This window comes from Pseudomonas sp. NUPR-001, from assembly GCF_052147955.1.
Classification (GTDB): domain Bacteria; phylum Pseudomonadota; class Gammaproteobacteria; order Pseudomonadales; family Pseudomonadaceae; genus Aquipseudomonas.
Map to the genome: position 1 here is coordinate 4359724 of NZ_CP197353.1, position 24231 is coordinate 4383954.

Below are 24231 nucleotides of genomic sequence, written 5' to 3' on the forward strand. Positions count from 1 at the left end.
GCGATTGCGCTCTGCCAGGCACAGCGCGATCGCGGGGCAAGCCCGCTCCTACAGGTTCAGGCCAGGTGGTCTGGGGTGGTTGGTACCACCAGAATGCCGGCACGCAAGCCGTTCTTGACTTTGGGGTTGGGGAAAATGATGCGCGCACCCTCCTCCTCGACAATCCAGCGCGTACTGCTCAGGTCTTCTGCTAGCAGATAACCCTTGGACAACTCGGAAAAGTTCTCGATGTCCGCCGGCAGGTGCAGGTGGAAGCTGTCGCTGTGCTTGATGATTTCGCGGGCAACACTGAACAGCTGCAAGCCATCCAATGCGTCAGGCTCGGAAGGCTCATTGCCTTCGATAATCTGCTTGAGCCGGGTTTCCAGGCGATCAAGGTTGACCTGCTCGTTCTGCCCGAACGGCCGTGCCTTGCCCAGCTCCAGGGTAAAGGCTTCAGCTTCCAGCTGCTCATAGGTGAACGCGGTGAAGGTCACCGACACCTTGCTTTGCAACAGCACCGCCTCCATACCAGCGGCGCGCAGGCGTGCCAGCTCGCGACGCGAATGCTGACGCCCCTCCTTGAATGGATACAGGGCGAACTGCTCGATCTTCGAACCACGAATGGCGGTATGCAGGTCGTAGTGCAACCGGTTACGCCCGGGAACACTGAAAAAAGTGGTGGCCAAACGCTCAAGCTCACAGGCGCGCAACGCCTCCGAACCACTGGACAGTTCATGCCGACCATTGAACAGGCGATTGACGTCCTGCTCGATATAGCGCTCCCCCTTGCGAATCGCTTCGGGGTTGCCAAACAGAAACAGAATCCGCGCCCGCGGCTTGATCTCGCCCCGGGCAATGCCATGCAGCAACTCGTCGAGCAACTCGATGGGCGCGGTTTCATTGCCATGGATACCCGCCGACAACAGCAGGTCCATGCCATTGTCACGAGCTTCAGGAGGACGCACTTCAAGTGCGCCCTCACCCAGCCAGCGCATGCGCACGCCGTCGACAGTCAACTGGGTCTTCTCTGCCGGTTCACGACCGGCCAGGGTCAGTTCGAGCAGTTTGCCGAGGGCGAGCATGGGCTATTCCTTAGTGATGGTGGCCGCAGTCAGGACCATGAACGTGATCATCATCGTCGCCGGCGTCGGCCGGTTCCATTTCCAGTTGCAGGCTGACCAGATTGGTGGCCAGCGGACGCAGCAAGAGGTTGGCGTACTCGGTGTCGTCTTCTTCAACGTCGACGCCGATCAACAGCTGACCACGGCCATCCTGCTGAATCCAAACCTCCTTGCCTTGCCAGACCACCGCAAAGCGCGTGCAGGATGTTTCCAGCTGGGTACCATCGTCATCTTCAAGGATCAGCTGCAGGGCGTCGGACATAGTCGAATTCTCTCTCAAGGTTGGAGTTGGAACGGATAGACCGAACCCAGTTTGAGGATCTGGGTCAGTTCATCCAGTGCCGTACGACATTCGAGCAACAGCTGCGGGTCCGCTAGGTCGGATTCGCTCAGGCGGTCGCGGTAGTGCTTGTCGACCCACTGGGTCAGGGTGTCGTACAGCGGCGCCGTCATGATAACCCCTGGATTGACCGCTGCCAGTTCAGTTTCGTTGAGTGCGACGCGCAACCGCAGGCACGCCGGGCCACCGCCGTTCTGCATGCTCTGCTTGAGGTCGAAAACCTTGACCTCGGTAACCGGACCGCCAGAAGCAGTCAGGCTCGACAGGTAAGCCCAGACCCGCTCGTTGTTGCGGCACTCTTCCGGCACGATCAGCAGCATCGAACCATCGGCACGGGACAACAGCTGGCTGTTGAACAGGTAGGAACGCACTGCGTCCTCCACCGTGACAGCCGAGCGCGGTACACAGATCGCCTTGAAGTTACCGCCCCGTTTAGCCAGTTTAGCTTGCAGTTGGCCAAGCATTGCCTCGGTCTCGAGGAAGGCATCTTCGTGATAGAACAGCACCTCGCCGTTGCCCACGGCGATCACATCATTGTGAAACACCCCCTGGTCGATCACGGCAGGGTTCTGCTGAGCATAGACAACGCCCTCTTCGCTCAGCCCATGCAGGCGCGCGACGGCCTGGGAAGCCTCAAGGGTCTGGCGGGCCGGGTACTTCTGCGGGGCCGGGTAACGGGTGTCGAATGCACTGCGGCCATACACGAAAAACTCAACCCCGGCCTCGCCGTAGCTACGGCAAAAACGCGTGTGGTTGGCCGCGCCTTCATCACCGAACTGTGCCACCGCGGGCAACGCGGCGTGATGCGCAAAATGCTTGCTGTCGGCGAACATCGCGCCCAGCACGCGGCTGGTGGTCGGGTGTTCGATGCTGCGGTGGTACTTGCAGTTCAGGTTGGCCGCGGTGAAATGCACACGGCCGTCGGCGGTATCAGCACTCGGGCTGACCGTCGCAGCGTTGGCGACCCACATGCTCGATGCCGAGCAACTGGCGACCAGCAACGGCATCGCCTCTTTGGCGGCACGCTGAATCACCTCGGCGTCGCTACCCGAGAAACCCAGACGGCGCAGTGCAGCCACATCCGGGCGCTCCTGCGGAGCAAGGACGCCTTGCTGGAAGCCCATTTCCATCAGCGCTTTCATCTTCGCCAGGCCCTGACGCGCTGCTTCGCGCGGGTTAGAGCCCTGCTGGCTGTTGCTTTGCGAAGCAACGTTGCCGTAAGACAGCCCGCCGTAGTTATGCGTCGGTCCCACCAGACCATCAAAGTTCACTTCAAACGATTTCATCGGCAAGGCTCCGTGGACCTTTTGTTATAGGGAGACGCCTGGCGTCAGCGTGGCAGGCAGGGTCAGGCTGGCGGTCTCCAGCGAGGCTACCGGGTAAGCGCAATAGTCGGCTGCGTAATAGGCACTGGCACGGTGGTTACCGCTGGCACCCACACCGCCAAAGGGTGCACTGCTGGCCGCACCGGTCAGCTGCTTGTTCCAGTTGACGATGCCGGCACGGCTTTGCAGCCAGAAGTACTGGTAGCGTGCATGAGAGTCGGACAACAAGCCGGCCGCAAGGCCGTACTGGGTGTTGTTGGCCTCGGCGATGGCCGCATCGAAATCGCTGTAGCGGATAACCTGCAGCAGCGGACCAAAGAATTCTTCGTCTGGGCGGTCGGCTACCGCCGTCACATCGACAATACCTGGCGTCAGCAACGCCGCAGAGGCTTGCGGCTGGGTCATTGTCAGCAACGACACCGCACCATTAGCCAGCAACTGCGCCTGAGCATCGAGCAAGGCCTTGGCTGCGGCCAGGGAAACCACCGAGCCCATGAACGGCGCAGGCTGTTGATCGAAGGCACCAACCGAGATGGTTTTGCACACTTCAACCAGACGCGTGAGCAACGAATCGCCCCATGCGCCTTGTGGCACCAACAGGCGACGCGCGCAGGTGCAACGCTGACCGGCGGAAATGAAGGCCGACTGGATGATGGTGTAGACCGCCGCATCGAGGTCTTTGACCTCATCGACGACCAGCGGGTTGTTGCCGCCCATTTCCAGCGCCAGGATCTTGTCCGGGCGACCGGCGAACTGCTGGTGCAACAGGTTGCCGGTACGGCTGGAGCCGGTGAAGAACAGCCCATCGATGCCTGGGTTGGCGGCCAGCGCCACACCGGTTTCACGGGCGCCCTGAACCAGGTTCAGCACGCCCGCCGGCAGGCCGGCCTCAATCCAGCATTTGACGGTCAGCTCGGCGACCTTGGGGGTCAGCTCGCTCGGCTTGAACACCACCGTGTTACCGGCCAGCAACGCCGGAACGATGTGCCCATTGGGCAGGTGGCCGGGGAAGTTGTAAGGGCCGAACACCGCCACCACACCATGCGGTTTGTGGCGCAGCACTGCGGTGGCATCGGCCAGCGGGCCGCTTTTCTCACCGGTACGTTCGCGGTAGCTCTGCACGGAAATGGCAACCTTGTTGACCATGCTGGTCACTTCGGTAGCGGCTTCCCACAGTGGTTTACCGGTTTCTTCACCGATGCAGTGGGCAAGTGCGTCAGCGTTAGCCTTGAGCGCTGCGGCGAAGGCTTCCAGCACGCTGATGCGCGCCTCCAGCGACTGCAACGCCCAGCCTGCAAAGGCCTGGCGCGCGGCCCGAACAGCGCTGTCGACCTGGGCGGCGTTGGCGCCCTGGCCTTGCCAGATAACCTGTTGGCTGACCGGGTTCAGCGACTGCAGCGCCTCGCCCTGCCCTGCCTGCCAATGGCCGGCGATATAGTGAGTCGTCATTACTTGGCCTCCCGGGCGGCAGACAGCGGCACGGCACGCACCTGATCACCGGCGCTCAGGCGCAGGCGTTTTGCAGTCAACGGATCGACCACCAGGGTACCGGCCGCCAGGCGCGCCGGTGCCGCGGTGATGCGGCACTCTTCGCGCTTACGGTTATGAATGATGAACGGCGTGGCGTCGTCGCCTGGCGTGCCGACTGCCAGCACCAGGGCCTGGCTGTCGTGCACCGCACGAATCTTGCTGGTTTCGCATTCCACCGCCGGGCCTGCGTCGAAGATGTCGACATAGCCCTGGTAGCTGAAACCTTCACCCTTGAGCATCGCCAGCGCAGGCTCGGTGTCGGTATGAACACGCCCGATCACGCTGCGCGCATCCTCGGAAAGGAAGCAGGTGTACAGCGGAAACTTGGGCATCAGCTCGGCGATGAACGCCTTGTTGCCAACACCGGTCAGGTAGTCAGCCTGGCTGAACTCCATTTTGAAGAAGTGCCGCCCCAGGCTTTCCCAGAACGGTGAACGCCCCTGCTCATCCGACATGCCACGCATTTCGGCAATGATCTTGTTGCCGAACAGTTCGGCAAACTCGGCAATGAACAGCAAACGCGCCTTGGCCAGCAGGCGGCCATTGAGGCCGGTGCGATAGTCGCTGCGCAGGAACAACGAGCACAGCTCGGAATTGCCGGTCAGGTCGTTGGCCAGAAACAGCGTGGGGATCTCCCGGTAGATGTTCAGTTCCTGGGAGGCACTGACCGTCAGACCGACCCGGTAGTTGTACCAAGGCTCACGCAAGCCGACGGCACCGGCAATGGCGGAAATACCGACCACCACGCCTTCGTCGTTTTCCAGCACGAACAAGTAGTCTGCGTCACCGCGCTCAGCTTCGCCACGGAAGGTCTTCTCAGCCCAGCCGACCCGGTGCGACAGGCGCTCCTCGTTGGCCGGCAAGGTGGTCAGGCCGGTGCCGGTGCTGCGCGCCAACTCGATCAGCGCAGGTAAATCGCTGCTGCGTACGGGACGAACGATCATGCTATCTCCTCGGGCGGCGGCCTTTGGCCTGCCGCAAAACTCGACCTGGGGTGCTCGGTTATCGAACCGCAGGGATCAAACCGCTACCAGACGCACACTGGCGCCCTCACCGACGCCCAGGGCTTCGGCCGCTTCAAGACTCAGGGTCACCGGCTTACCCGGCACCCAATCCAGCTCCAGCAGTACCGCGCGGTAATCCTGCAACTGGCCATTGCAAACCAGGTAAGGCCGCCCGCCTTTGACCACGGTGCTGTCGAGCTTGACCGGCACCACACGGCTCTGGGCGATGGAACGGATGCTCGACACCCGCGCATGCAAGGTCGGGCCGCCGTCGAAAATGTCGATGTAGTGATCGGTCTCGAAGCCTTCGCGCATCAGGATGTCGAAGGTAATCTGCGCGCGCGGATGCACCTGGCCCATGGCCTCTTGCGCGGCGTCCGGCAGCAGCGGTACGTAGATCGGGTAATGCGGCATCAGTTCAGCCAGGAAGGTCCGGCTCTTGAGGCCACACAAGCGCTCGGCCTCGGCATAGTTGAGGTCGAAGAAGTTACGCCCGATGGCGTCCCAGAACGGCGAGTCGCCGCTTTCATCGCTGTAACCGACGATTTCGGTCACCACCGAATCAGCGAAACGCTCCGGGTGCGCCGCCATGAACAGCAGGCGGCCGCGGGAATTGAGCTCCGACCAACCGGTGCCGACCAGCTCTGGCAACACGTAGAAGCTGGTCAACAGGCTGTTGCCGGTGAGGTCATGGCACTGCGAAAGCACGTGGATCTTGTTGTGGATCTTCAACTCGCGCGAAGCATGCACAAAGGTCTCGTTACGAAAGCTGTAGAACGGCTCGGAATAACCGGCCGAAGCGACAATCGCCGAGCAGCCAACCAGCTTGCCGGTATCACTGTCTTCGAGCACGAAGAAGTAACTTTCTTCGCCATTGAAACTGACCTCGGCTGCGAACGACGTCTCCGAGGCGGCGATCTTGTCGCTCAGACGACCGGCATCATCCGGCAAGGACGTGACACCGATGGGGCTGTCCGCTGCCAGACGCTGTACTTCGCCCAGATCAGCCATTTGCGCGGGGCGCATCACCAGCATGGTGTCACTCCTTTCGGGAAAACAGGCCAGCCACTGCCGGCACAGAAAAAAAACAGCAAGCGCCCACCAGGCACGTGCTCTGAAATTCGGATTCACCGGCCCCCCAGGGCCGGCGAAAGGACCGCAGGCGCCTATCAGGCCTGGGTCAGGGTTGCCGCAGCGCGCTCGAAACGATCCAGACCTTCATCGATATCGGCATCTTCAACCACCAGGCTCGGGGCCAAACGCACCACGTCCGGGCCAGCCTGCAGCACCATCAGGCCTTCTTTTTCGGCAGCGTTGAACACGTCTTTGGCCTTGCCTTTCCAGGCATCGGACAACACGCAGCCAATCAGCAGGCCAACACCACGCACTTGGGTGAACAGGCCGTACTTCTCGCCGATCTGCTCCAGGCGAGCCTTGAACTTCTGATGCTTGGCCTTGACGCCCGCCAGCACCTCAGGGGTGTTGACCACGTCCAGCACGGCATTGGCGACAGCACACGCCAGCGGGTTACCGCCGTAGGTAGTGCCGTGGGTGCCAACGGTCAGGTGCTTGGCCAGGGCTTCGGTGGTCAGCATGGCGCCGATCGGGAAGCCGCCGCCCAGGCTCTTGGCGCTGGACAGGATGTCTGGGGTTACGCCGTAGTGCATATAGGCGAACAGCTCACCGGTACGGCCAACACCCGTTTGCACTTCGTCGAAAATCAGCAGCGCGTTGTGCTTGTCGCACAGCTCACGGGCACCTTGCAGGTAGGCGATATCGGCCGGAACTACACCGCTCTCACCCTGGATCGGCTCGATCACCACCGCGCAGGTCTTGTCGGAGATCTGCGCCTTCAGCGCTTCCAGATCGTTGTACGGCACATGGCTGATACCGGTGATCTTCGGGCCGAAACCGTCGGAGTACTTCGGCTGACCGCCGACGCTCACGGTGAACAGGGTACGACCGTGGAAGCTGTTAACGGTGGCGATGATTTCGTGCTTTTCCGGGCCGAAACGGTCGTGGGCGACACGACGGGCCAGCTTGAAGGCAGCCTCGTTGGCTTCAGCGCCGGAGTTGCAGAAGAACGCGCGCTCGGCAAAGGTGGCATCGACCAGCTTGTGCGCCAGGCGCAGGGCCGGTTCGTTGGTGAACACGTTCGACACGTGCCACAGCTTATTGGCCTGTTCGGTCAGTGCGCCGACCAGCGCCGGGTGTGCGTGCCCCAAAACGTTCACGGCGATCCCGCCCGCGAAGTCGATCAGCTCGCGGCCCGACTGATCCCAGACTCGGGAGCCCGCACCACGAACGGGGATAAAAGCCGCCGGTGCGTAATTGGGGACCATTACCTGGTCGAAATCGGCGCGTTGCACCGGAGCTTGCTCAACGGACATCGGAGTCTCCTGAAGAGGAACGCCTGCCTGGAACTGGCGAGCGATGGGGGGATTGTAAGGACAGATTGGCGCCCGACATTGCCGCCAAGCGACAACTTCTTATAGCGCCAAACCCTGTTTTACCAAGGCTTTCGGCAATGCGACAAATAGGGTCGCAAAGGCGCAGTTTAAACGGTGCGGGGAATGAGTGGGAAACTCTGTAGGAGCGGGCTTGCCCCGCGATTGGGATCAATCGGACACACCGCTATCGCGGGGCAAGCCCGCTCCCACAGAGGATGAGCAGGACCGTTGGATCAGCCGCGCTCGGCGGGTACCGAGGACAATTCGAAGGGGCTGCTGCTACGTCGCTGGTTGCGATCTTCCCGTGGCGTTGCACCAAAGAAGTTGCGGTACGCGCTGGAGAAGTGCGGCCCCGACGAAAAGCCGCACGACAAGCCAATCTGAATGATCGACTTGCTGGTTTGCATCAGCATCTGCCGCGCCTTGTTCAGGCGCAGCTCAAGGTAATACTGACTCGGCACGCGATTGAGGTACTGCTTGAAGATCCGCTCCAACTGACGCCGCGACACACAGACATGCTGGGCAATTTCGTCGGTGGTCAACGGTTCTTCAATATTGGCTTCCATCAGCAGCACGGCCTGGGTCAGCTTCGGATGGCTCGAGCCCAGACGATTCTGCAGCGGAATACGTTGACGCTCGCCACCCTCACGAATGCGCTCGACCACCAACTCTTCCGACACCGCTCCGGCCAGCTCTGCGCCATGATCCCGAGCCAATACTGCCAGCAACAAATCGATCACCGACATGCCGCCACACGCCGTCAGACGATCACGATCCCAGTCAAACAGATGGCTGGTGGCGATGACCTTGGGGAAGCGCTCGGCAAAGTCATCCTGCCAACGCCAGTGCACTGCTGCGCGGTAACCATCCAACAAGCCCAACTGAGCCAGCGGATAAACACCCGCCGACAGACCACCGACCACACAACCGGCACGCGCCAGCTGCTTGAGCGAACTGGCCAACCCCGACGCCACCGCCTGTGGCGGCTCATCGGCAAGCAAAAACAGCTTATGGCACCCTTCGAGACGCCCCGCCCACGGCTCACCCGGCAAGCGCCAGGCACCTTCGGCCGCGGGTTCGGCCTGCAGGAACGACAATTCGTAGACCACCTCTGGATGCACGCGCTGAGCTACCCGCAAAACCTCTTCGGCCAGCGCCAGGGTCAGTGCTTTGGTGCTGGGCCAGATGAGAAAACCGATGCGTTGGGTGGTCATGGGGTGCGGTCCGAAACCTGAGAGAGGTCAACAAGATAAAGCCTGGTCAGGCTGCGAATGATTCGCAGCATGACCCATTTTGGTGCAATACGGCAATCTTACTTCAGGCTGCCCGACAGGAACTGCTGCAGACGCTCGGATTGCGGGTTGACCAGGACCTCACGCGGGTTACCGCTCTCCTCCACCAGCCCCTTGTGCAGGAACACCAATTGGTTCGACACCTCGCGGGCAAAGCCCATTTCGTGGGTCACTACCACCATGGTGCGGCCTTCCTGAGCCAGCGACTGCATGACCTTGAGCACGTCACCCACCAGCTCCGGGTCGAGCGCCGAAGTCGGCTCATCAAACAGCATGACTTCCGGCTCCATGGCCAGCGCACGGGCAATCGCCACACGCTGCTGCTCACCACCGGACATGTGCCCAGGGTAGGCGTCCTTGCGATGCGCTACACCAACCTTGGCCAGGTAGTGCTCGGCTTTTTCCAGCGCATCTTTCTTCGACATGCCCAGCACATGCACCGGTGCTTCGATGATGTTTTCCAGTGCAGTCATGTGCGACCACAGGTTGAAGTGCTGGAACACCATCGACAGGCGCGAACGCATGCGCTGCAACTGCTTGGGATCGGCCGCCTTGAGCGCGCCATCCTTGTTCGCCACCAGCTTGAGCTCTTCGTTGTTGAGCAGAATCTTGCCGGCATGCGGCTGCTCAAGCAGGTTGATGCAGCGCAGGAAAGTACTCTTGCCCGAACCGCTGGAGCCGATAATGCTGATCACGTCGCCCGCTTTTGCCGCCAGGGACACGCCCTTGAGCACTTCGTGGCTGCCATAGCGTTTATGCAGGTCTTGGACTTGAAGTTTGTACATGCTGTCGGTTCTCACAAAGCTGTCAGTCTTGAGCTAACGCCCAGGGCAAAAAAGTTACCGCAGGCCTCAGGCCTTGCGCGGCGCCATGTAGCCGAGCCAACGCCGCTCGGCCAGCTTGAACAGGCGCACCAGAATGAACGTCAGGCACAGGTAGAACAGGCCGGCGGTGATGTAGGCTTCGAACGGCAGGTAGTACTGGGCATTGACGGTGCGCGCCGCGCCGGTGATGTCGATCAGGGTAACGATCGACGCCAGGCTGGTGGTCTGCAACATCATGATCACTTCATTGCTGTACTGCGGCAGCGCACGGCGCAGCGCCGAGGGCAGCAGAATGCGGCGGTACATCTTGATCCGCGACATCCCCACCGCCTTGGCCGCTTCAATCTCGCCATGCGGTGTAGCGCGCAGGCTACCGGCGATGATTTCTGCGGTGTAGGCGCTGGTGTTGATGGCAAACGCCAGGCACGCACAGAAGGTGGCGCTCGACAGCCACGGCCACAGGAAGCTCTCGCGTACCGCCTCGAATTGCGCCAAGCCGTAGTAGATCAGGAACAGCTGCACCAGCATCGGCGTGCCACGAATCACATAGGTGTAGAGCCAAGCGATCAGGTTGACCAATGGTTGCTTCGACACCCGCATCAGCCCCAGCGGAATAGCCGTCAACAATCCAAAGAACAGCGATAGCGCCAGCAACTTGAGGGTGGTCAGCAGTCCGCTCAGGTACAGCGGCATTGCTTCCCAGATGACGTTGTAGTCAAAAATCATAGTTCAGCCGCCCTTACGCCAACCGAGTAGCGCTTCTCAAGGTAACGCAGGGCCAGCAGCGAGACGCTGGTAATCACCAGGTACAGGGCTGCGACCGCCAGGTAGAAGGTAAAAGGCTCACGCGTGGCATCCGCCGCCTGCTTAGCCTTGAACATCATGTCCTGCAGGCCGACCACCGAAATCAGTGCCGTGGCCTTGGTCAGGACCAGCCAGTTGTTGGTAAAGCCTGGAATCGCCAGGCGGATCATCTGCGGCACCATGACCCGGAAGAACACTTGAAAGCTGCTCATGCCATACGCCACACCGGCTTCGGCCTGACCCTTGGGAATGGCCATGAACGCGCCACGGAAGGTTTCCGAAAGGTAGGCACCGAAAATAAAGCCCAGGGTACCGACACCCGCCGCCAGCGGATTGAGATCGATGTAATCGTCATAACCGAGCAGCGGCGCCACACGGTTGAGCAGGTCCTGACCGCCGTAGAAAATCAGCAAAATCAGCACCAGATCGGGAATTCCGCGGATCACCGTGGAGTACAGATCGCCCAGCCAGGCCAGCCAGCGCACTGGCGACAGGCGCAGGGCCACACCGATAAGACCGAGTACAATGGCCAGGGCCATGGACGACAAGGCAAGCTGCAGCGTTAGCCACACGCCGTCGAGGATAACTGCCCCGTAGCCTTTCAACATGATGAGGTCCTCGACCTTAGGGATGAAAAAATGGTGCAAACCTCAGAGTCTCTGCTGCTTGCACCATTACACAGGTGAAACGTCGATATTTACTTGGCTTCAGGGCCGTAAATGTCGAAGTTGAAGTACTTGTCCTGAATCTGCTTGTACTTGCCGTTGGCGCGGATGGCCGCGATGGCAGCGTTCAGACGATCCAGGTTGGCTTTGTCGCCCTTGCGTACGGCAATGCCGACGCCGTCACCGAAGTACTTCACGTCAGTGAAGGATGGGCCAACGAAGGCAAAGCCTTTGCCCGCGTCAGTTTTGAGGAAGCCATCTTCAAGCAGCGTAGCATCGGCAACGGTGCCATCCAGGCGACCGGCAGCTACGTCCAGGTAGATTTCGTTCTGAGTGCCGTAAGGAACGATGGTCGCGCCTTGCGGAGCCAGGACTTCCTTGGCGAAACGGTCGTGGATCGAACCGCGCTGCACACCGATTTTCTTGCCCTTGAGCTCAGCCAGGTTGTCGCTGACGGTGGTGCCTTCCTTCATCACCAGACGCGCTGGAGTCAGGTAGTACTTACCGGTGAAGTCCACGGACTTCTTGCGATCTTCAGTGATCGACATGGACGACAGGATGGCGTCGATCTTGCGCACTTTCAGCGCCGGGATCAGGCCATCGAATTCTTGCTCGACCCAGGTGCACTTGACCTTCATCTCTTCGCACAGGGCGTTGCCGATGTCGTAGTCGAAGCCGACGATGCTGCCATCGGGGGCTTTCGAGGCGAACGGTGGGTAGGCGGCCTCGATACCGATTTTCAGCGGTTTCTCATCAGCCAGCGATGCCAGGGAAAACACGGACAGCGCCAGTGCGCCAAGCAGTGCGAGTTTCTTCATCTGGAACTCCATCGGTAAAGGGCAATACCAGGCAACGGATAACAGCCACCTGATTCGCGAATGGGTACAACGCGAGCTGCGAAGCGTAGTCAAAAGGGCTGACAACACCACGAGCGAGTGATCGGCATTTTAGCGACAGCACCGAAGCCGATATTTCTTCAATGCGACAACTAGTTACAGAAGCGCAGGAACGCGGGGGCGGGGATATTGACAGATTTCACGGAATATGCAAAAGCAAAAAGACAAATAACCAATCAACGAAGCAATAAGCGGGCCTATTATTGGCAAAGCCTTCTAATCCGGCAAGCGTAGCGTTTCAGCTTGTTTAAATCGGTGGCGAGGTTGCACTGATTGCGGGCGAAACGTTTCCCTACGCCCCGTTACTGAGCTTAGGCGGTGACAGTTAAGGTTACCGATGATTGTCGAAGTAACAGAATGCACAAAGCCCCGCATTGCGGGGCTCTTTTCGCGGGGCAAGCCCGCTCCTACAGGATCTACTCTGTGGGAGCGGGCTTGCCCCGCGATGCTTGATCAGGCCGAAGCCAGATTCATCGACTTGTGCGTATCGATCAAATGCTGCACCACACTCGGATCAGCCAGGGTCGAGATATCTCCCAGCGCATCGTACTCAGCAGTAGCAATCTTGCGCAGGATACGCCGCATGATTTTGCCTGAACGGGTCTTCGGCAAACCTGGCGCCCACTGGATGACATCCGGCGAGGCAATCGGGCCAATCTCTTTGCGCACCCAGTTCTTCAACTCAAGACGCAGCGCTTCGCTTGGCTCTTCACCACCATTGAGGGTGACGTATACGTAGATGCCCTGCCCTTTGATGTCGTGCGGCACACCCACCACCGCAGCCTCGGCCACTTTCGGGTGGGCAACCATGGCGCTTTCGATTTCGGCGGTACCCATGCGGTGCCCGGAAACGTTAAGCACGTCATCCACACGCCCCGTGATCCAGTAGTAGCCGTCTTCGTCGCGACGCGCGCCGTCACCGGTGAAGTACATGCCACGGAAGGTCTTGAAGTAGGTATCAACGAAACGATCGTGGTCGCCGTACAGCGAACGCGACTGGCCCGGCCAGGAATCGAGAATCACCAGGTTGCCTTCAGCGGGGCCGTCAATCAGGTTACCCAGGTTGTCGACCAGCGCCGGCACCACACCGAAGAATGGACGCGTTGCCGAACCCGGCTTGAGCGCGGTAGCCCCTGGCAGCGGGCTGATCAGCACGCCTCCGGTTTCGGTTTGCCACCAGGTATCCACGATCGGGCAGCGCTGCTTGCCGACGGTCTGGTAGTACCAGTTCCAGGCTTCCGGGTTGATCGGCTCGCCCACCGAGCCCAGCAAGCGCAGGCTGGAGCCATCAGCACCGGCAACTGCCGCCTGACCTTCAGCCATCATTGCGCGAATGGCAGTCGGCGCGGTGTAGAGAATATTGACCTTGTGCTTGTCGATGATCTTCGACACCCGGGTGATGTCCGGGTAGTTCGGCACACCTTCAAACAGCAAGGTGGTCGCACCGTTGGCCAGCGGGCCATAGACAATGTAACTGTGACCGGTAACCCAGCCCACATCCGCGGTGCACCAGTACACCTCGCCCGGACGGTAGTCGAACACCCGCTCGTGGGTCAGCGCGGCGTACACCAGATAGCCACCGGTGGTGTGCAGCACACCCTTGGGCTTGCCGGTAGAGCCGGAGGTATAAAGGATGAACAGCGCTTCTTCGGCACCCATTTCTTTCGGCGCGCAATGGCTGGAAGCAACCTTCATCAGGTCTTCGTACCAGATGTCGCGGTGCTGGTGCCAGGCAATGTCGCCACCGGTGCGCTTGCACACGATGATCTTCTGCACGCTGGCCGTTTCCGGGTTGGTCAGGGCCAGGTCGACGTTGGCCTTGAGTGGCGTACGACGGCCACCGCGCAGGCCTTCATCAGCAGTGATCACCACCTTCGACTTACAGTCAATGATGCGCCCGGCCAATGCCTCAGGAGAGAAACCACCGAACACTACCGAGTGGATCGCACCGATACGGGCACAGGCCAGCATGGCCACAACCGCCTCGGGAATCATCGGCATGTAGATGGTGACCACATCCCCCCGGTGCACATCCTGACCGCGCAGGGCGTTGGCAAACTTGCACACCTGTTCGTGCAGTTCGCGGTAGGTAATGTTGCGGTGTTCGGAAGGGTCATCACCTTCCCAGATGATTGCCAGTTGATCACCACGCTCGGCAAGGTGGCGGTCCAGGCAGTTGTAGGAGACGTTCAGAGTGCCGTCGGCAAACCATTTGATATCGACGTGGTGGTCGTCGAAGGAGGTCTGCTTGACCTTGGTAAAGGGCTTGATCCAGTCCAGGCGCTGCGCCTGCTCACGCCAGAAGCCGTCCGGGTTGATCACCGACTGCTGGTACATGGCCTTGTAGGTCGCCTCATCAGTCAGCGTGGTGGCCGCAACCTCGGGACGAACGGGATACAGGGGAGCCGCACTCATCTTTATCTACCTCGGTGTAATAGTTGTTTTTGTATGACCTCGTTGTAACTGTACCAGACCGCGCCGGCCATTCGACGTTGGTAGTAACACCACGCTCATTTGCGCCCGTGCAATTGACCGCAGGCTCAAGACCGGGCACCCGCAGGAAAAAATATATTTCTGCCGCGCCAAGTAAGCGATTGTTACAGTTTTCGCTAAAAGTGTTTATCAAAACGTCATCTGTTTCAGCTAGACGCCGCCCCCTAAAATTCACTCCGCCAGCAACGGCATCGAGATTAACTTCTTGTAACAGCCCCCACGAAGGCCGTTAATCCCGAGATAACTGTGATAGTTGAACTTTAGTAGTACACGCGGCGCCACAAGTGCCGCGCACCCTCTTACGACCTTAGACAGGTAAAATGAAAATGAAAGCTTTACTGGTATTGGCACTTGGCGGTGTTTGCAGCGTGGCGTTGGCCGACGAAGTTGCAAACGGTGGCGCCGAGCAGATTCCGGTTGAACAGTACAGTTATTCGCAACATCTGGACATCGCCAAAGTCATTTCCATGAGCGAAGTCCCGAACGTCTGCGAAGTGGTGCCTGCGCGCATGACCTATGAAGACTCGCAGGGCCAACGGCATATTCTTGAGTACCGTGTAATGGGCAACGGTTGCTCCAACGGATAATCAAACGATTACCGCTCGCCGCGCCTCGATCACCCTGACCGGGGCGCGCGGTTCAAACACTCAGGACACCTTTGTTATACCCACCCTCAATAATCCTGAAACTTTAATCCCGTTATTCTGCCGACTTGCCGACTCCATGTTCGCGCAACTTGTTGGCTATCGTTGTATGTGAAACACCAAGGCGCTTACCCAACGCCCGGCTGCTTGGAAACTCACTCATCAATTGTTCCAGCACCGCTTTTTCGAAACGTCCGACAATCTCGCCCAAATCACCTTCCAGGGAAAACTCGCCCAGCGGTTGCCGCGCGCCATAGTCGGGCAAACGAATGTGTTCGACTTTGACCACCCCGCCATCACACAGCGATACCGCCTGAAACAGCACGTTCTCCAACTGGCGCACGTTACCCGGCCAGTGATACTGACTCAGACGCTCCATTGCCGCTGGCGCCAGGCGTGGCAACGGGCAACCGATCTGGCGGCTGGCCTGATCGAGAAAGTGCTCGACCAGCGGTGGCAAGCCATCCAGGCATTCGCGCAACGGTGGAATATGCAGGGACAGCACGTTAAGGCGGTGGTAAAGGTCCTGACGGAACTCGCCGCGCGCGCACAGCTCGGACAAGTCGACCTGGGTCGCACAGATCACCCGTACATCCAGGTACACCTCTTCATCGCTGCCTACCCGCCGAAAGCAGCCGTCCTGCAGAAAGCGCAACAACTTGACCTGCAAGCGCGGGCTCATCTCGCCCACGCCGTCGAGAAACAGGGTGCCGCCAGCCGTCAACTCCAGCAGCCCCAGCTTGCCTTCAGCCCGAGCGCCCTCGAAAGCCCCCGGACCGTAGCCGAACAGCTCGGTCTCAGCCATGGACTCAGGCAAACCGGCACAATTGAGCGCCATCAACGGCGCCTGCCCACGCGGGCTGGCCAGGTGACAGGCACGCGCCAGCAACTCTTTGCCGGTGCCGGTCTCCCCCTCAATCAGCAGTGGCGCGTCCAATGGCGCCATACGCCGCGCCTCGCGCACCACCGCCGCCATCACCCGCGAACTTTGGAAGATGCTGTCAAAGCCGCGCAGCTCCTGTTTGCGCACGTTGTAGATGCGCTCACCAATGCGGTCCGCGCGGTGCAGGGTCAACACTGCCCCGGCCAGCGCTTCGCTGTCGTCGTGCTCGGATTGCAGTGGCGCAATATCGGCCAGGAACACATCACCTTTGACCTTGACCCGCAGGCCATTGATACGCGACTTGTTGGCGCGCACCAGCTCAGGCAAATCAAAGTCTTCGGCATAGCGTGACAGCGGGATGCCCGGCACTTCGTCCACCCTCACCCCGAGCAACTGCGCCGCCGCCCGGTTCGCCGCAACGATGGAGCCACCCATGTCGATCGACAGCACCGGAAAATCCAGGGCCCCGAGCAAAGCATTGAGTTCCATGTGCCGCCGCTCGCTCGGCATCAGCCCCACGCGTTTGACCCCGAACACCCCGGCAATCGACTCAAATTTCGGGCGCAAGGCCTGAAACTGCAGATTGATCAGGTTGGGGCAATGCAGGTAGATGGCATTGCCGTGCTCGCCACCCACCTCACCGCGGGCCACGTTGATGCCGTACTCCACCAACAGGTTGAGGATGTCACGCAGGATGCCGATGCGGTTTTGGCAATGCACTTTGATACGCATGAAATGTCCTACAAATAGGTCTGGAACGCGGCGTAACAGCTGCCGGGGAGACAGCTTTTTGCTTATCCGGCAGAATTTCCGTAAAGATTACGTGACAAAACGCGGCGTAGCGACGGTGATTACCCCTCGATATTTCAGCCTTTTGCCCAATTCGTAAAATAATCGTTACAGAAAACACCCCGTTTAGCCAGCCCTACTCCCTGTCGCAGCGATGCAAAACAGCGCGTTGCGGGTTATCTCTTAAGCAACGGCTTGAACACATAACAAGAATGGCCCTCAGCAGGAGAGCAGTATGAAACAGACGCAATACGTGGCTCGCGAGCCCGATGCGCAAGGGTTTATCGACTACCCGCAAGAAGAACATGCGGTGTGGAACACCCTGATTACCCGCCAACTGAAAGTGATCGAGGGCCGTGCATGCCAGGAATACCTGGACGGCATCGAACAACTGGGCTTGCCACACGACCGCATCCCACAGCTGGGCGAAATCAATAAAGTGCTGGGCGCCACCACTGGCTGGCAAGTTGCCCGCGTGCCTGCGCTGATCCCCTTCCAAACCTTTTTCGAACTGCTGGCGAGCAAGCGCTTCCCGGTTGCGACCTTCATTCGTACCGTAGAAGAGCTCGACTACCTGCAGGAACCGGACATTTTTCACGAGATCTTCGGCCACTGCCCGCTGCTGACCAACCCATGGTTCGCCGAGTTCACCCACACCTACGGCAAGCTCGGCCTGCAGGCGACCAAAGAAGAACGTATATACCTGGCCCGTCTTTACTGGATGACCATCGAGTTCGGCCTGGTCGACACGCCACAAGGTCGCAAGATCTACGGTGGCGGCATCTTGTCCTCACCTAAAGAGACTGTGTACAGCTTGTCTGAAGAGCCAGAGCACCAGGCCTTCGACCCGCTGGAAGCCATGCGCACGCCATATCGCATCGACATCCTGCAACCACTGTACTTTGCCCTGCCGAACCTCAAGCGCCTGTTCGACCTGGCCCACGAAGACATCATGGGCATGGTCCACGCGGCGATGAAGATAGGCCTGCACGCACCGAAATTTCCACCTAAGGTTGCTGCCTGAGCCACCTTGCAAACCAATAACAAACCACTTGCGGAAAACCTTATGAACGCCTTGAACCAAGCCCACTGCGAAGCCTGCCGTGCCGATGCTCCACAGGTCAGCGATGAAGAACTGCCGGTACTGATCAAGCAGATCCCGGATTGGAACATCGAAGTCCGCGACGGCATCATGCAGCTGGAAAAAGTCTTCCTGTTCAAGAATTTCAAACACGCCCTGGCCTTCACCAATGCTGTTGGCGAGATCTCTGAAGCCGAAGGCCATCACCCAGGCCTGCTGACCGAGTGGGGCAAAGTCACCGTGACCTGGTGGAGCCACTCGATCAAAGGCCTGCACCGCAACGACTTCATCATGGCCGCGCGCACCGACGAGGTCGCCAAAACCGCCGAAGGTCGCAAGTAATGCACTTCGGCGCGATTGAGCGCGTACCTGGCGATCCGATTCTGGGGCTGATGGAGGCTTACGCCAACGACAGTAACCCGCACAAGTTCGATCTCGGTGTGGGCGTATTCAAGGACGCCCAGGGCCTGACGCCGGTCCCTGCTGCAGTCAAACTCGCCGAACAGCGCCTGCTCGACCAACAGTCCAGCAAAAGCTACGTCGGCGGTCATGGCGATGCCGATTTCGGCCGCCTGATCAGCGAGCTGGTGCTCGGCAGCCAGTCACCAGTACTGGCCGCCAAGCGTGCCGGCGCCACCCAAACCCCGGGTGGCACCGGCGCCCTGCGCCTGGCGGCGGAGTTCATTGCACACTGCCTGCCCGGCCGTGGCATCTGGTTGAGCAATCCGACCTGGCCGATCCATGAAACCATCTTCGCCGGTGCCGGCCTCAAGGTCAGCCACTACCCTTACGTCGGTGCCGATAACCGCCTCGACGTCGGCGGTATGTTGGCCAGCCTGGAAGCTGCACCCAAGGGCGACGTGGTGCTGCTGCATGCCTGCTGCCACAACCCGACTGGTTTCGACCTGTCTCAGGATGACTGGCGTGCAGTGCTGGAAGTGGTTCGCCGTCGCGAGTTGCTGCCACTGATCGACTTCGCCTATCAAGGCTTTGGTGACGGCCTGGAACAGGATGCCTGGGCGGTGCGGTTGTTTGCCGCCGAACTGCCCGAATTGCTGATCACCAGCTCCTGCTCGAAGAACTTCGGTCTGTACCGCGACCGCACCGGCGCGCTGCTGGTGTGCAGCCACGATGCCGAAAAGCTGCTGGATGTACGCAGCCAACTGGCATGGCTGGCACGCAACCTGTGGTCGACGCCGCCGGATCACGGGGCCGCAGTGGTCGCCCTGATTCTTGGCGATGCCGCACTCAAGCAGTTGTGGGTCGAAGAAGTCGAGGCCATGCGCCAGCGCATTGCCGAGCTGCGTATCGGCCTGGTCGAAGCACTGGCGCCGCACGGCTTGAGCGAACGCTTTGCTCACATTGCTGCGCAACGCGGCATGTTCTCCTACACCGGCCTGTCGCCGGAGCAGGTCAAGCAACTGCGTGAACGGCACAGCGTGTACATGGTCGGTACCGGCCGGGCGAACATCGCTGGCGCCGATGCCACCCGCCTGGGTGCACTGGCTGCAGCCATCGCTGACGTCTGCCGCTGAACCACATCCTGTGAGGGCGGGCTTGCCCCGCGATGCGATCTGACTGACAAATCGCTATCGCGGGGCAAGCCCGCTCCTACAGGGTGAGTCCGCCCTCTCACCTGCCACTAAGCAGGAAAATTCATACTGTCATCCAGACTCCTGTATCCTGCACAGGCTTTTTACAAGCCACGCGCGCCTTGCGCAGCCTTTCCACACAACTTGCGAGGAACGACGAGATGCATGAAATCCCGAATCTTCCCTTCCCAAGCCTGAACCCAGAAGAGCAGACACCTGCCACTCACAGCGCCGAAGCAGCCCAGGCTGACCACGACGGCGACGAAAACCCCAGCGCCGACCAGGAATAACCGCGCAACAGTCAGACTGTGTGAAAACGGCTGATGCAGGGACTACCCCGTCTATTCGTTTTCACACCGTCAAGAATCCTCACCGACGAATCCCCGCCCATGCCCCATTCACCGCGCCCCCTTGCGGTCACCCTGCAAGTCGTCTCCATCGTCCTCTTCACCTTTATTGGCTACCTGAACATCGGCATTCCCCTGGCCGTGCTGCCCGGCTATGTGCATAACGACCTGGGCTTCGGCGCGGTGGTCGCCGGCCTGGTCATCAGCGTGCAGTACCTGGCCACCCTGCTCAGCCGCCCCTACGCCAGCCGCATCATCGACAACCTGGGCAGCAAGCGCGCGGTGCTGTATGGCCTGGCCGGATGCGGCCTCAGTGGTGTGTTCATGCTGCTTTCAGCCTGGCTGCAGCATGCGCCGTGGTTGAGCCTGGGCAGCCTGTTGATCGGCCGCCTGGTGCTGGGCAGCGCTGAAAGCCTGGTGGGTTCTGGCTCGATTGGCTGGGGGATCGGTCGGGTGGGCGCCGAGCACACCGCCAAAGTGATTTCCTGGAACGGCATTGCCAGTTATGGCGCATTGGCGATTGGCGCACCGCTGGGCGTGGTACTGGTGCAGCAACTAGGGCTGTGGAGCATGGGCGCCAGTATTATCCTGCTGTGCCTGCTGGGGTTAGCGCTGGCCTGGCCGAAAACCGCCGCACCGATTGTTGCTGGCGTGCGCTTGCCCTTTTTGCATGTGCTCGGGCGGGTTTTCGGCCACGGCGCCGGGCTGGCCCTGGGTTCGATCGGCTTTGGCACCATCGCCACCTTCATCACCCTGTACTACGCCAGCCACACCTGGAACAACGCAGCGCTGTGCCTGAGCCTGTTCGGCGCCTGCTTCATTGGCGCACGCCTGCTGTTCGGCAACCTGATCAACCGCATCGGTGGCTACCGGGTAGCGATCGCCTGCCTGTCGGTCGAGACCGTGGGCCTGCTCCTGCTCTGGCAGGCGCCCACCGCCGAGCTTGCGCTGGCCGGTGCAGCGCTCAGCGGTTTCGGCTTTTCCCTGGTGTTTCCAGCCTTGGGTGTAGAGGCGGTGAACCTGGTCCCAGCCGCCAACCGTGGCGCGGCGGTGGGCGCTTACTCGCTGTTTATCGACCTGTCGCTGGGCATCACCGGGCCGCTGGCTGGCGCCATTGCTGCCGGCTTCGGTTTTGCCTCGATCTTCCTGTTCGCCGCTATCGCTGCCCTGGGCGGCTTGCTGCTGAGCCTTTACCTGTACCGTAAAGCCCGCTTACAACCCGCACACACCTCACAACCGCTTCAGTAATCGACCTTGCCACGCCCGGCCTTGATCGCCCCACGCTTGCCCTTGGAGTCAAGGCGTCGGGTTTTCGAGCCCAGCGTCGGCCGGGTTGGGCGGCGTGCTTTCTCCACCTTGACCGCCGACACAATCAGCTCACGCAGACGCTCCAGCGCATCCGCTCGGTTCTGTTCCTGCGTGCGGTACTGCTGCGCTTTGATCACGATTACCCCATCACGGGTGATGCGACTGTCGCGCAAGGCCAGCAAGCGCTCCTTGTAGAAAGGCGGCAACGACGAGGCCTGGCTATCGAAGCGCAGGTGTACCGCGCTGGAAACCTTGTTGACGTTCTGCCCGCCAGCACCCTGGGCGCGGATGGCATTGAGCTCGATTTCCTGATCGGGAATCTGCACGGTATTGGAAATGATCAACATCGATTCACAGGCCTGACAAGGCCATGAGGATACCGCAAAAGCAAAAGCCCGGCGCTAGGCCGTAATACTGTTCATTTACGTCATTGGCTTTGAGGATGTGAACTTATCCATTCAGTGTGGCGGCTCCACTGGTCCTTTCCGCCTTTACGGCGAAAACGACAAGCGACAAGCCTACAGGTCACACCAACCGAGACAAGCGAAACTAACGCCAGCCCAGGCGCCACCCGTAACTTAGCGACTTCCGGATCGCGGTGGGAGCGGGCTTGCCCCGCGATCTGGTGCGATATTGCAAATCGCGGGGCAAGCCCGCTCCCACCCTGTGTCCGCTCCATACACCAAGAGCAAAGGAGGCCGCCGTAAGGGCGGAAGGGGCCAGCACAGCCGCCACACTGAATGGATAAGCCCACATTCGCAAACACAAAGCCAAAGCCAATCTCCCCGGCAATCCGTGCCCCCTAAAAAAAACGCCACGACCTCATCAGGATCGCGGCGTTTTTCTTAAGTGCGCTTCATTAAGGCGCTAGGCCGGGCTTTTGCTGTTCACTGCAGCTTACTTGGTTGCAGCGTTCGCCTCAGGCAGGCGACGGGCACTGCGATTGTTCTTCAGTGCATAGCAGGCATACATCACCACCAGCCACACCGGAATCGCATACACCGACACCTGGATACCCGGGATCAGCAGCATGATGCCCAGGATCAGCACCACGAAGGCCAGGCAGATGTAGTTGCCATAGGGGTACCACAGCGCCTTGAACAGCGGCTTCTGGCCAGTCTTGTTCATGTGCTGGCGGAACTTGAGGTGCGAGTAGCTGATCATCGCCCAGTTGATCACCAGGGCAGCTACCACCAGCGACATCAGCAGCTCCAGCGCATGCTGCGGGATGAAGTAGTTCAGCAGTACTGCCACCAGCGTCACCGCCGCCGAAGCCAGGATCGAACGCACCGGCACACCACGCTTGTCGATCTTCGCCAGGCCTGCCGGAGCGTCACCCTGCTCGGCCATGCCGTAGAGCATACGGGCGTTGCAATAGGTACCGCTGTTGTACACCGACAGCGCGGCGGTCAGCACCACGAAGTTGAGGATGTGCGCAGCGACATCGCTTCCGAGCAACGAGAACACCTGAACGAACGGGCTGGCGCCATAGGTGCCACCGGAGGCATCGAGGCTGCTCACCAGGCTATCCCACGGGGTCAGCGACAGCAGTACCACCAGGGCACCGATGTAGAAAATCAGGATACGGTAGATCACCTGGTTGATCGCTTTCGGGATCACGGTTTTCGGTTTGTCGGCCTCTGCAGCGGTGAAACCGAGCATTTCCAGGCCACCGAACGAGAACATGATGATCGCCAGCGCCATGACCAGGCCGCTTACGCCATTGGGGAAGAAGCCACCGTGCTCCCACAGGTTGCTCACCGAAGCCTGCGGACCACCGCTACCACTGACCAGCAAGTAGCTACCCAGGGCAATCATGCCAACAATAGCCAGCACCTTGATGATCGCGAACCAGAACTCCGCCTCGCCAAACACTTTGACGTTGGCCAGGTTGATGGCGTTGATCAGGATGAAGAAGGCTGCAGCCGAGGCCCAGGTCGGGATCTCCGGCCACCAGTAGTGCACATACTTACCGACGGCAGTCAGCTCCGACATACCGACCAGAATGTACAGGACCCAGCAGTTCCAGCCGGACAGGAAGCCGGCAAAACCACCCCAGTATTTGTGCGCGAAGTGGCTGAACGAACCGGCCACTGGCTCTTCGACGATCATTTCGCCGAGCTGGCGCATGATCATGAAAGCGATGAAACCACAGATCGCATAGCCGAGAATCATCGACGGGCCCGCCGACTTCATCACGCCAGCCGATCCCAGAAACAGCCCGGTACCAATTGCACCGCCCAGGGCAATCAACTGGATATGGCGATTTTTCAGGCCGCGCTTCAGCTCGCCTGAATGCGTGTTTTGTCCACTCATGAACGGAGTCACCTACATTGTTTTTATCTGTGACGGAATCGGACCCACCGCGCTCGTGGCGCAGCGGAATTATCAAGGGGGTTACCTTGAGGATCTTGGACAACTGCTGCCCTTCCAGGGCAAAAGCCGTGGGCGAATCAGCCGGGTGTCAGCAAGAGTGCGCGGTACGCATTGGGGTCACAGGTAAAACGCGGCGCATTGTATACCCCTGCTGACGCGCAGGGGTCAACACGTTGCGTGATTGTCTGATGACAAAACGCACCGTTCCTGAGGAAAGAATGAAGCCTGGGGAGGTAATCGGCGTGCATGGCGCCTCCATTTGTTCTTATTGAATGCCCGGCTCTCCGGCCTGGCTTTGCACTCGGCAATGCGCACATCTCACCGCCCCGGCGCGTTGCGGGCAAGCACCTGAGGTGTGCGTAAATGCCGCTGGGCGGATTTTTCCGGCAAGTTCTGTTTACAGCTGCGCCGGGCTGCGGAAACACCAATGCACAGCGGGGCAAGTTGTAACGATTTATTTACAAGATGGTGCAAAAAGTTGCCAG

Annotated in this window: 22 protein-coding genes; 6 read left to right on the top strand and 16 right to left on the bottom strand. The window is 60.0% G+C overall.

All coding sequences use genetic code 11. The features are described 5' to 3' along the window. Positions 1-56: 56 nt before the first annotated feature. The 13 genes from astE to acs all read right to left on the bottom strand — a co-directional run bounded on the left by astE (position 57) and on the right by acs (position 14648). Positions 57-1064, bottom strand: coding sequence for a succinylglutamate desuccinylase (astE, locus tag ACP6KB_RS19895; RefSeq protein WP_442109001.1), 1008 nt, complete (start codon positions 1062-1064; stop codon positions 57-59). A 10-nt stretch (positions 1065-1074) separates the two neighbouring features. Further along, the gene (locus tag ACP6KB_RS19900) at positions 1075-1365 is read right to left on the bottom strand and encodes a topoisomerase II (protein ID WP_010226660.1); all 291 of its coding nucleotides are present in this window, start codon (positions 1363-1365) and stop codon (positions 1075-1077) included. A 14-nt stretch (positions 1366-1379) separates the two neighbouring features. After that, positions 1380-2729 carry an N-succinylarginine dihydrolase gene (gene astB / locus ACP6KB_RS19905; RefSeq protein ID WP_442109002.1) on the bottom strand — a complete coding sequence of 450 codons (1350 nt, stop codon included), beginning with the start codon at positions 2727-2729 and terminating at the stop codon, positions 1380-1382. Positions 2730-2753: 24 nt separating this feature from the next. Further along, a complete protein-coding gene (gene astD, locus ACP6KB_RS19910) occupies positions 2754-4217 on the bottom strand; it encodes a succinylglutamate-semialdehyde dehydrogenase (RefSeq protein ID WP_442109003.1) in 1464 nt (487 codons plus the stop codon). Then, positions 4217-5242: an arginine N-succinyltransferase gene (gene astA / locus ACP6KB_RS19915; protein ID WP_442109004.1), complete on the bottom strand. Its 1026-nt coding sequence runs from the start codon at positions 5240-5242 to the stop codon at positions 4217-4219. Before astA ends, astD begins: the two co-directional genes overlap by 1 nt. Before the next feature lie 75 nt (positions 5243-5317). Continuing rightward, on the bottom strand, positions 5318-6337 hold the full coding sequence (gene aruF, locus ACP6KB_RS19920) for an arginine/ornithine succinyltransferase subunit alpha (RefSeq protein WP_133217357.1): 1020 nt from the start codon (positions 6335-6337) through the stop codon (positions 5318-5320). Between the two features lie 134 nt (positions 6338-6471). Next, positions 6472-7692 (bottom strand): aspartate aminotransferase family protein, encoded by a 1221-nt coding sequence (locus ACP6KB_RS19925; RefSeq protein ID WP_442109005.1) that lies wholly within the window; start codon positions 7690-7692, stop codon positions 6472-6474. A 293-nt stretch (positions 7693-7985) separates the two neighbouring features. After that, positions 7986-8966 (bottom strand): transcriptional regulator ArgR, encoded by a 981-nt coding sequence (gene argR, locus ACP6KB_RS19930; RefSeq protein ID WP_442109006.1) that lies wholly within the window; start codon positions 8964-8966, stop codon positions 7986-7988. Between the two features lie 98 nt (positions 8967-9064). Further along, the gene (locus ACP6KB_RS19935) at positions 9065-9829 is read right to left on the bottom strand and encodes an ABC transporter ATP-binding protein (protein ID WP_133217360.1); all 765 of its coding nucleotides are present in this window, start codon (positions 9827-9829) and stop codon (positions 9065-9067) included. A gap of 66 nt (positions 9830-9895) precedes the next feature. Beyond that, a complete protein-coding gene (locus ACP6KB_RS19940; RefSeq protein ID WP_442109007.1) occupies positions 9896-10594 on the bottom strand; it encodes an ABC transporter permease in 699 nt (232 codons plus the stop codon). Beyond that, on the bottom strand, positions 10591-11280 hold the full coding sequence (locus tag ACP6KB_RS19945; protein WP_442109008.1) for an ABC transporter permease: 690 nt from the start codon (positions 11278-11280) through the stop codon (positions 10591-10593). The genes ACP6KB_RS19940 and ACP6KB_RS19945 overlap by 4 nt, the downstream gene beginning before the upstream one ends. An 89-nt stretch (positions 11281-11369) precedes the next feature. Beyond that, positions 11370-12155, bottom strand: coding sequence for an ABC transporter substrate-binding protein (locus tag ACP6KB_RS19950; RefSeq protein WP_442109009.1), 786 nt, complete (start codon positions 12153-12155; stop codon positions 11370-11372). 531 nt (positions 12156-12686) lie between these two features. Beyond that, positions 12687-14648, bottom strand: a complete 1962-nt coding sequence (acs, locus tag ACP6KB_RS19955) for an acetate--CoA ligase (protein ID WP_442109010.1) — start codon at positions 14646-14648, stop codon at positions 12687-12689. 404 nt (positions 14649-15052) lie between these two features. On the opposite strand from acs, the gene ACP6KB_RS19960 reads away from it, so the two are divergent. Then, the gene (locus tag ACP6KB_RS19960) at positions 15053-15313 is read left to right on the top strand and encodes a DUF2790 domain-containing protein (RefSeq protein ID WP_442109011.1); all 261 of its coding nucleotides are present in this window, start codon (positions 15053-15055) and stop codon (positions 15311-15313) included. Positions 15314-15425: 112 nt separating this feature from the next. On the opposite strand, the gene ACP6KB_RS19965 is transcribed toward ACP6KB_RS19960, so the two are convergent. Then, a complete protein-coding gene (locus ACP6KB_RS19965) occupies positions 15426-16985 on the bottom strand; it encodes a sigma-54-dependent transcriptional regulator (protein WP_442109012.1) in 1560 nt (519 codons plus the stop codon). A gap of 292 nt (positions 16986-17277) precedes the next feature. On the opposite strand from ACP6KB_RS19965, the gene phhA reads away from it, so the two are divergent. The 5 genes from phhA to ACP6KB_RS19990 all read left to right on the top strand — a co-directional run bounded on the left by phhA (position 17278) and on the right by ACP6KB_RS19990 (position 21310). Beyond that, positions 17278-18066, top strand: a complete 789-nt coding sequence (phhA, locus tag ACP6KB_RS19970) for a phenylalanine 4-monooxygenase (RefSeq protein ID WP_442109013.1) — start codon at positions 17278-17280, stop codon at positions 18064-18066. Between the two features lie 42 nt (positions 18067-18108). Continuing rightward, entirely contained in the window at positions 18109-18465 is a 357-nt protein-coding gene (locus ACP6KB_RS19975) for a 4a-hydroxytetrahydrobiopterin dehydratase (protein ID WP_038613492.1), read from the top strand. Further along, positions 18465-19658, top strand: a complete 1194-nt coding sequence (locus ACP6KB_RS19980; RefSeq protein WP_442109014.1) for an amino acid aminotransferase — start codon at positions 18465-18467, stop codon at positions 19656-19658. Before ACP6KB_RS19975 ends, ACP6KB_RS19980 begins: the two co-directional genes overlap by 1 nt. Before the next feature lie 218 nt (positions 19659-19876). Beyond that, the gene (locus ACP6KB_RS19985) at positions 19877-20005 is read left to right on the top strand and encodes a hypothetical protein (RefSeq protein ID WP_442109015.1); all 129 of its coding nucleotides are present in this window, start codon (positions 19877-19879) and stop codon (positions 20003-20005) included. A gap of 99 nt (positions 20006-20104) precedes the next feature. Further along, positions 20105-21310 carry an MFS transporter gene (locus ACP6KB_RS19990; protein WP_442109016.1) on the top strand — a complete coding sequence of 402 codons (1206 nt, stop codon included), beginning with the start codon at positions 20105-20107 and terminating at the stop codon, positions 21308-21310. Here ACP6KB_RS19990 and arfB read toward each other — a convergent pair. Beyond that, positions 21304-21717 (bottom strand): alternative ribosome rescue aminoacyl-tRNA hydrolase ArfB, encoded by a 414-nt coding sequence (arfB, locus tag ACP6KB_RS19995; protein WP_442109017.1) that lies wholly within the window; start codon positions 21715-21717, stop codon positions 21304-21306. The two genes, ACP6KB_RS19990 and arfB, sit on opposite strands and share 7 nt — an antisense overlap. A gap of 550 nt (positions 21718-22267) precedes the next feature. Continuing rightward, positions 22268-23686, bottom strand: coding sequence for an amino acid permease (locus tag ACP6KB_RS20000; RefSeq protein WP_442109018.1), 1419 nt, complete (start codon positions 23684-23686; stop codon positions 22268-22270). Positions 23687-24231 lie beyond the last annotated feature (545 nt).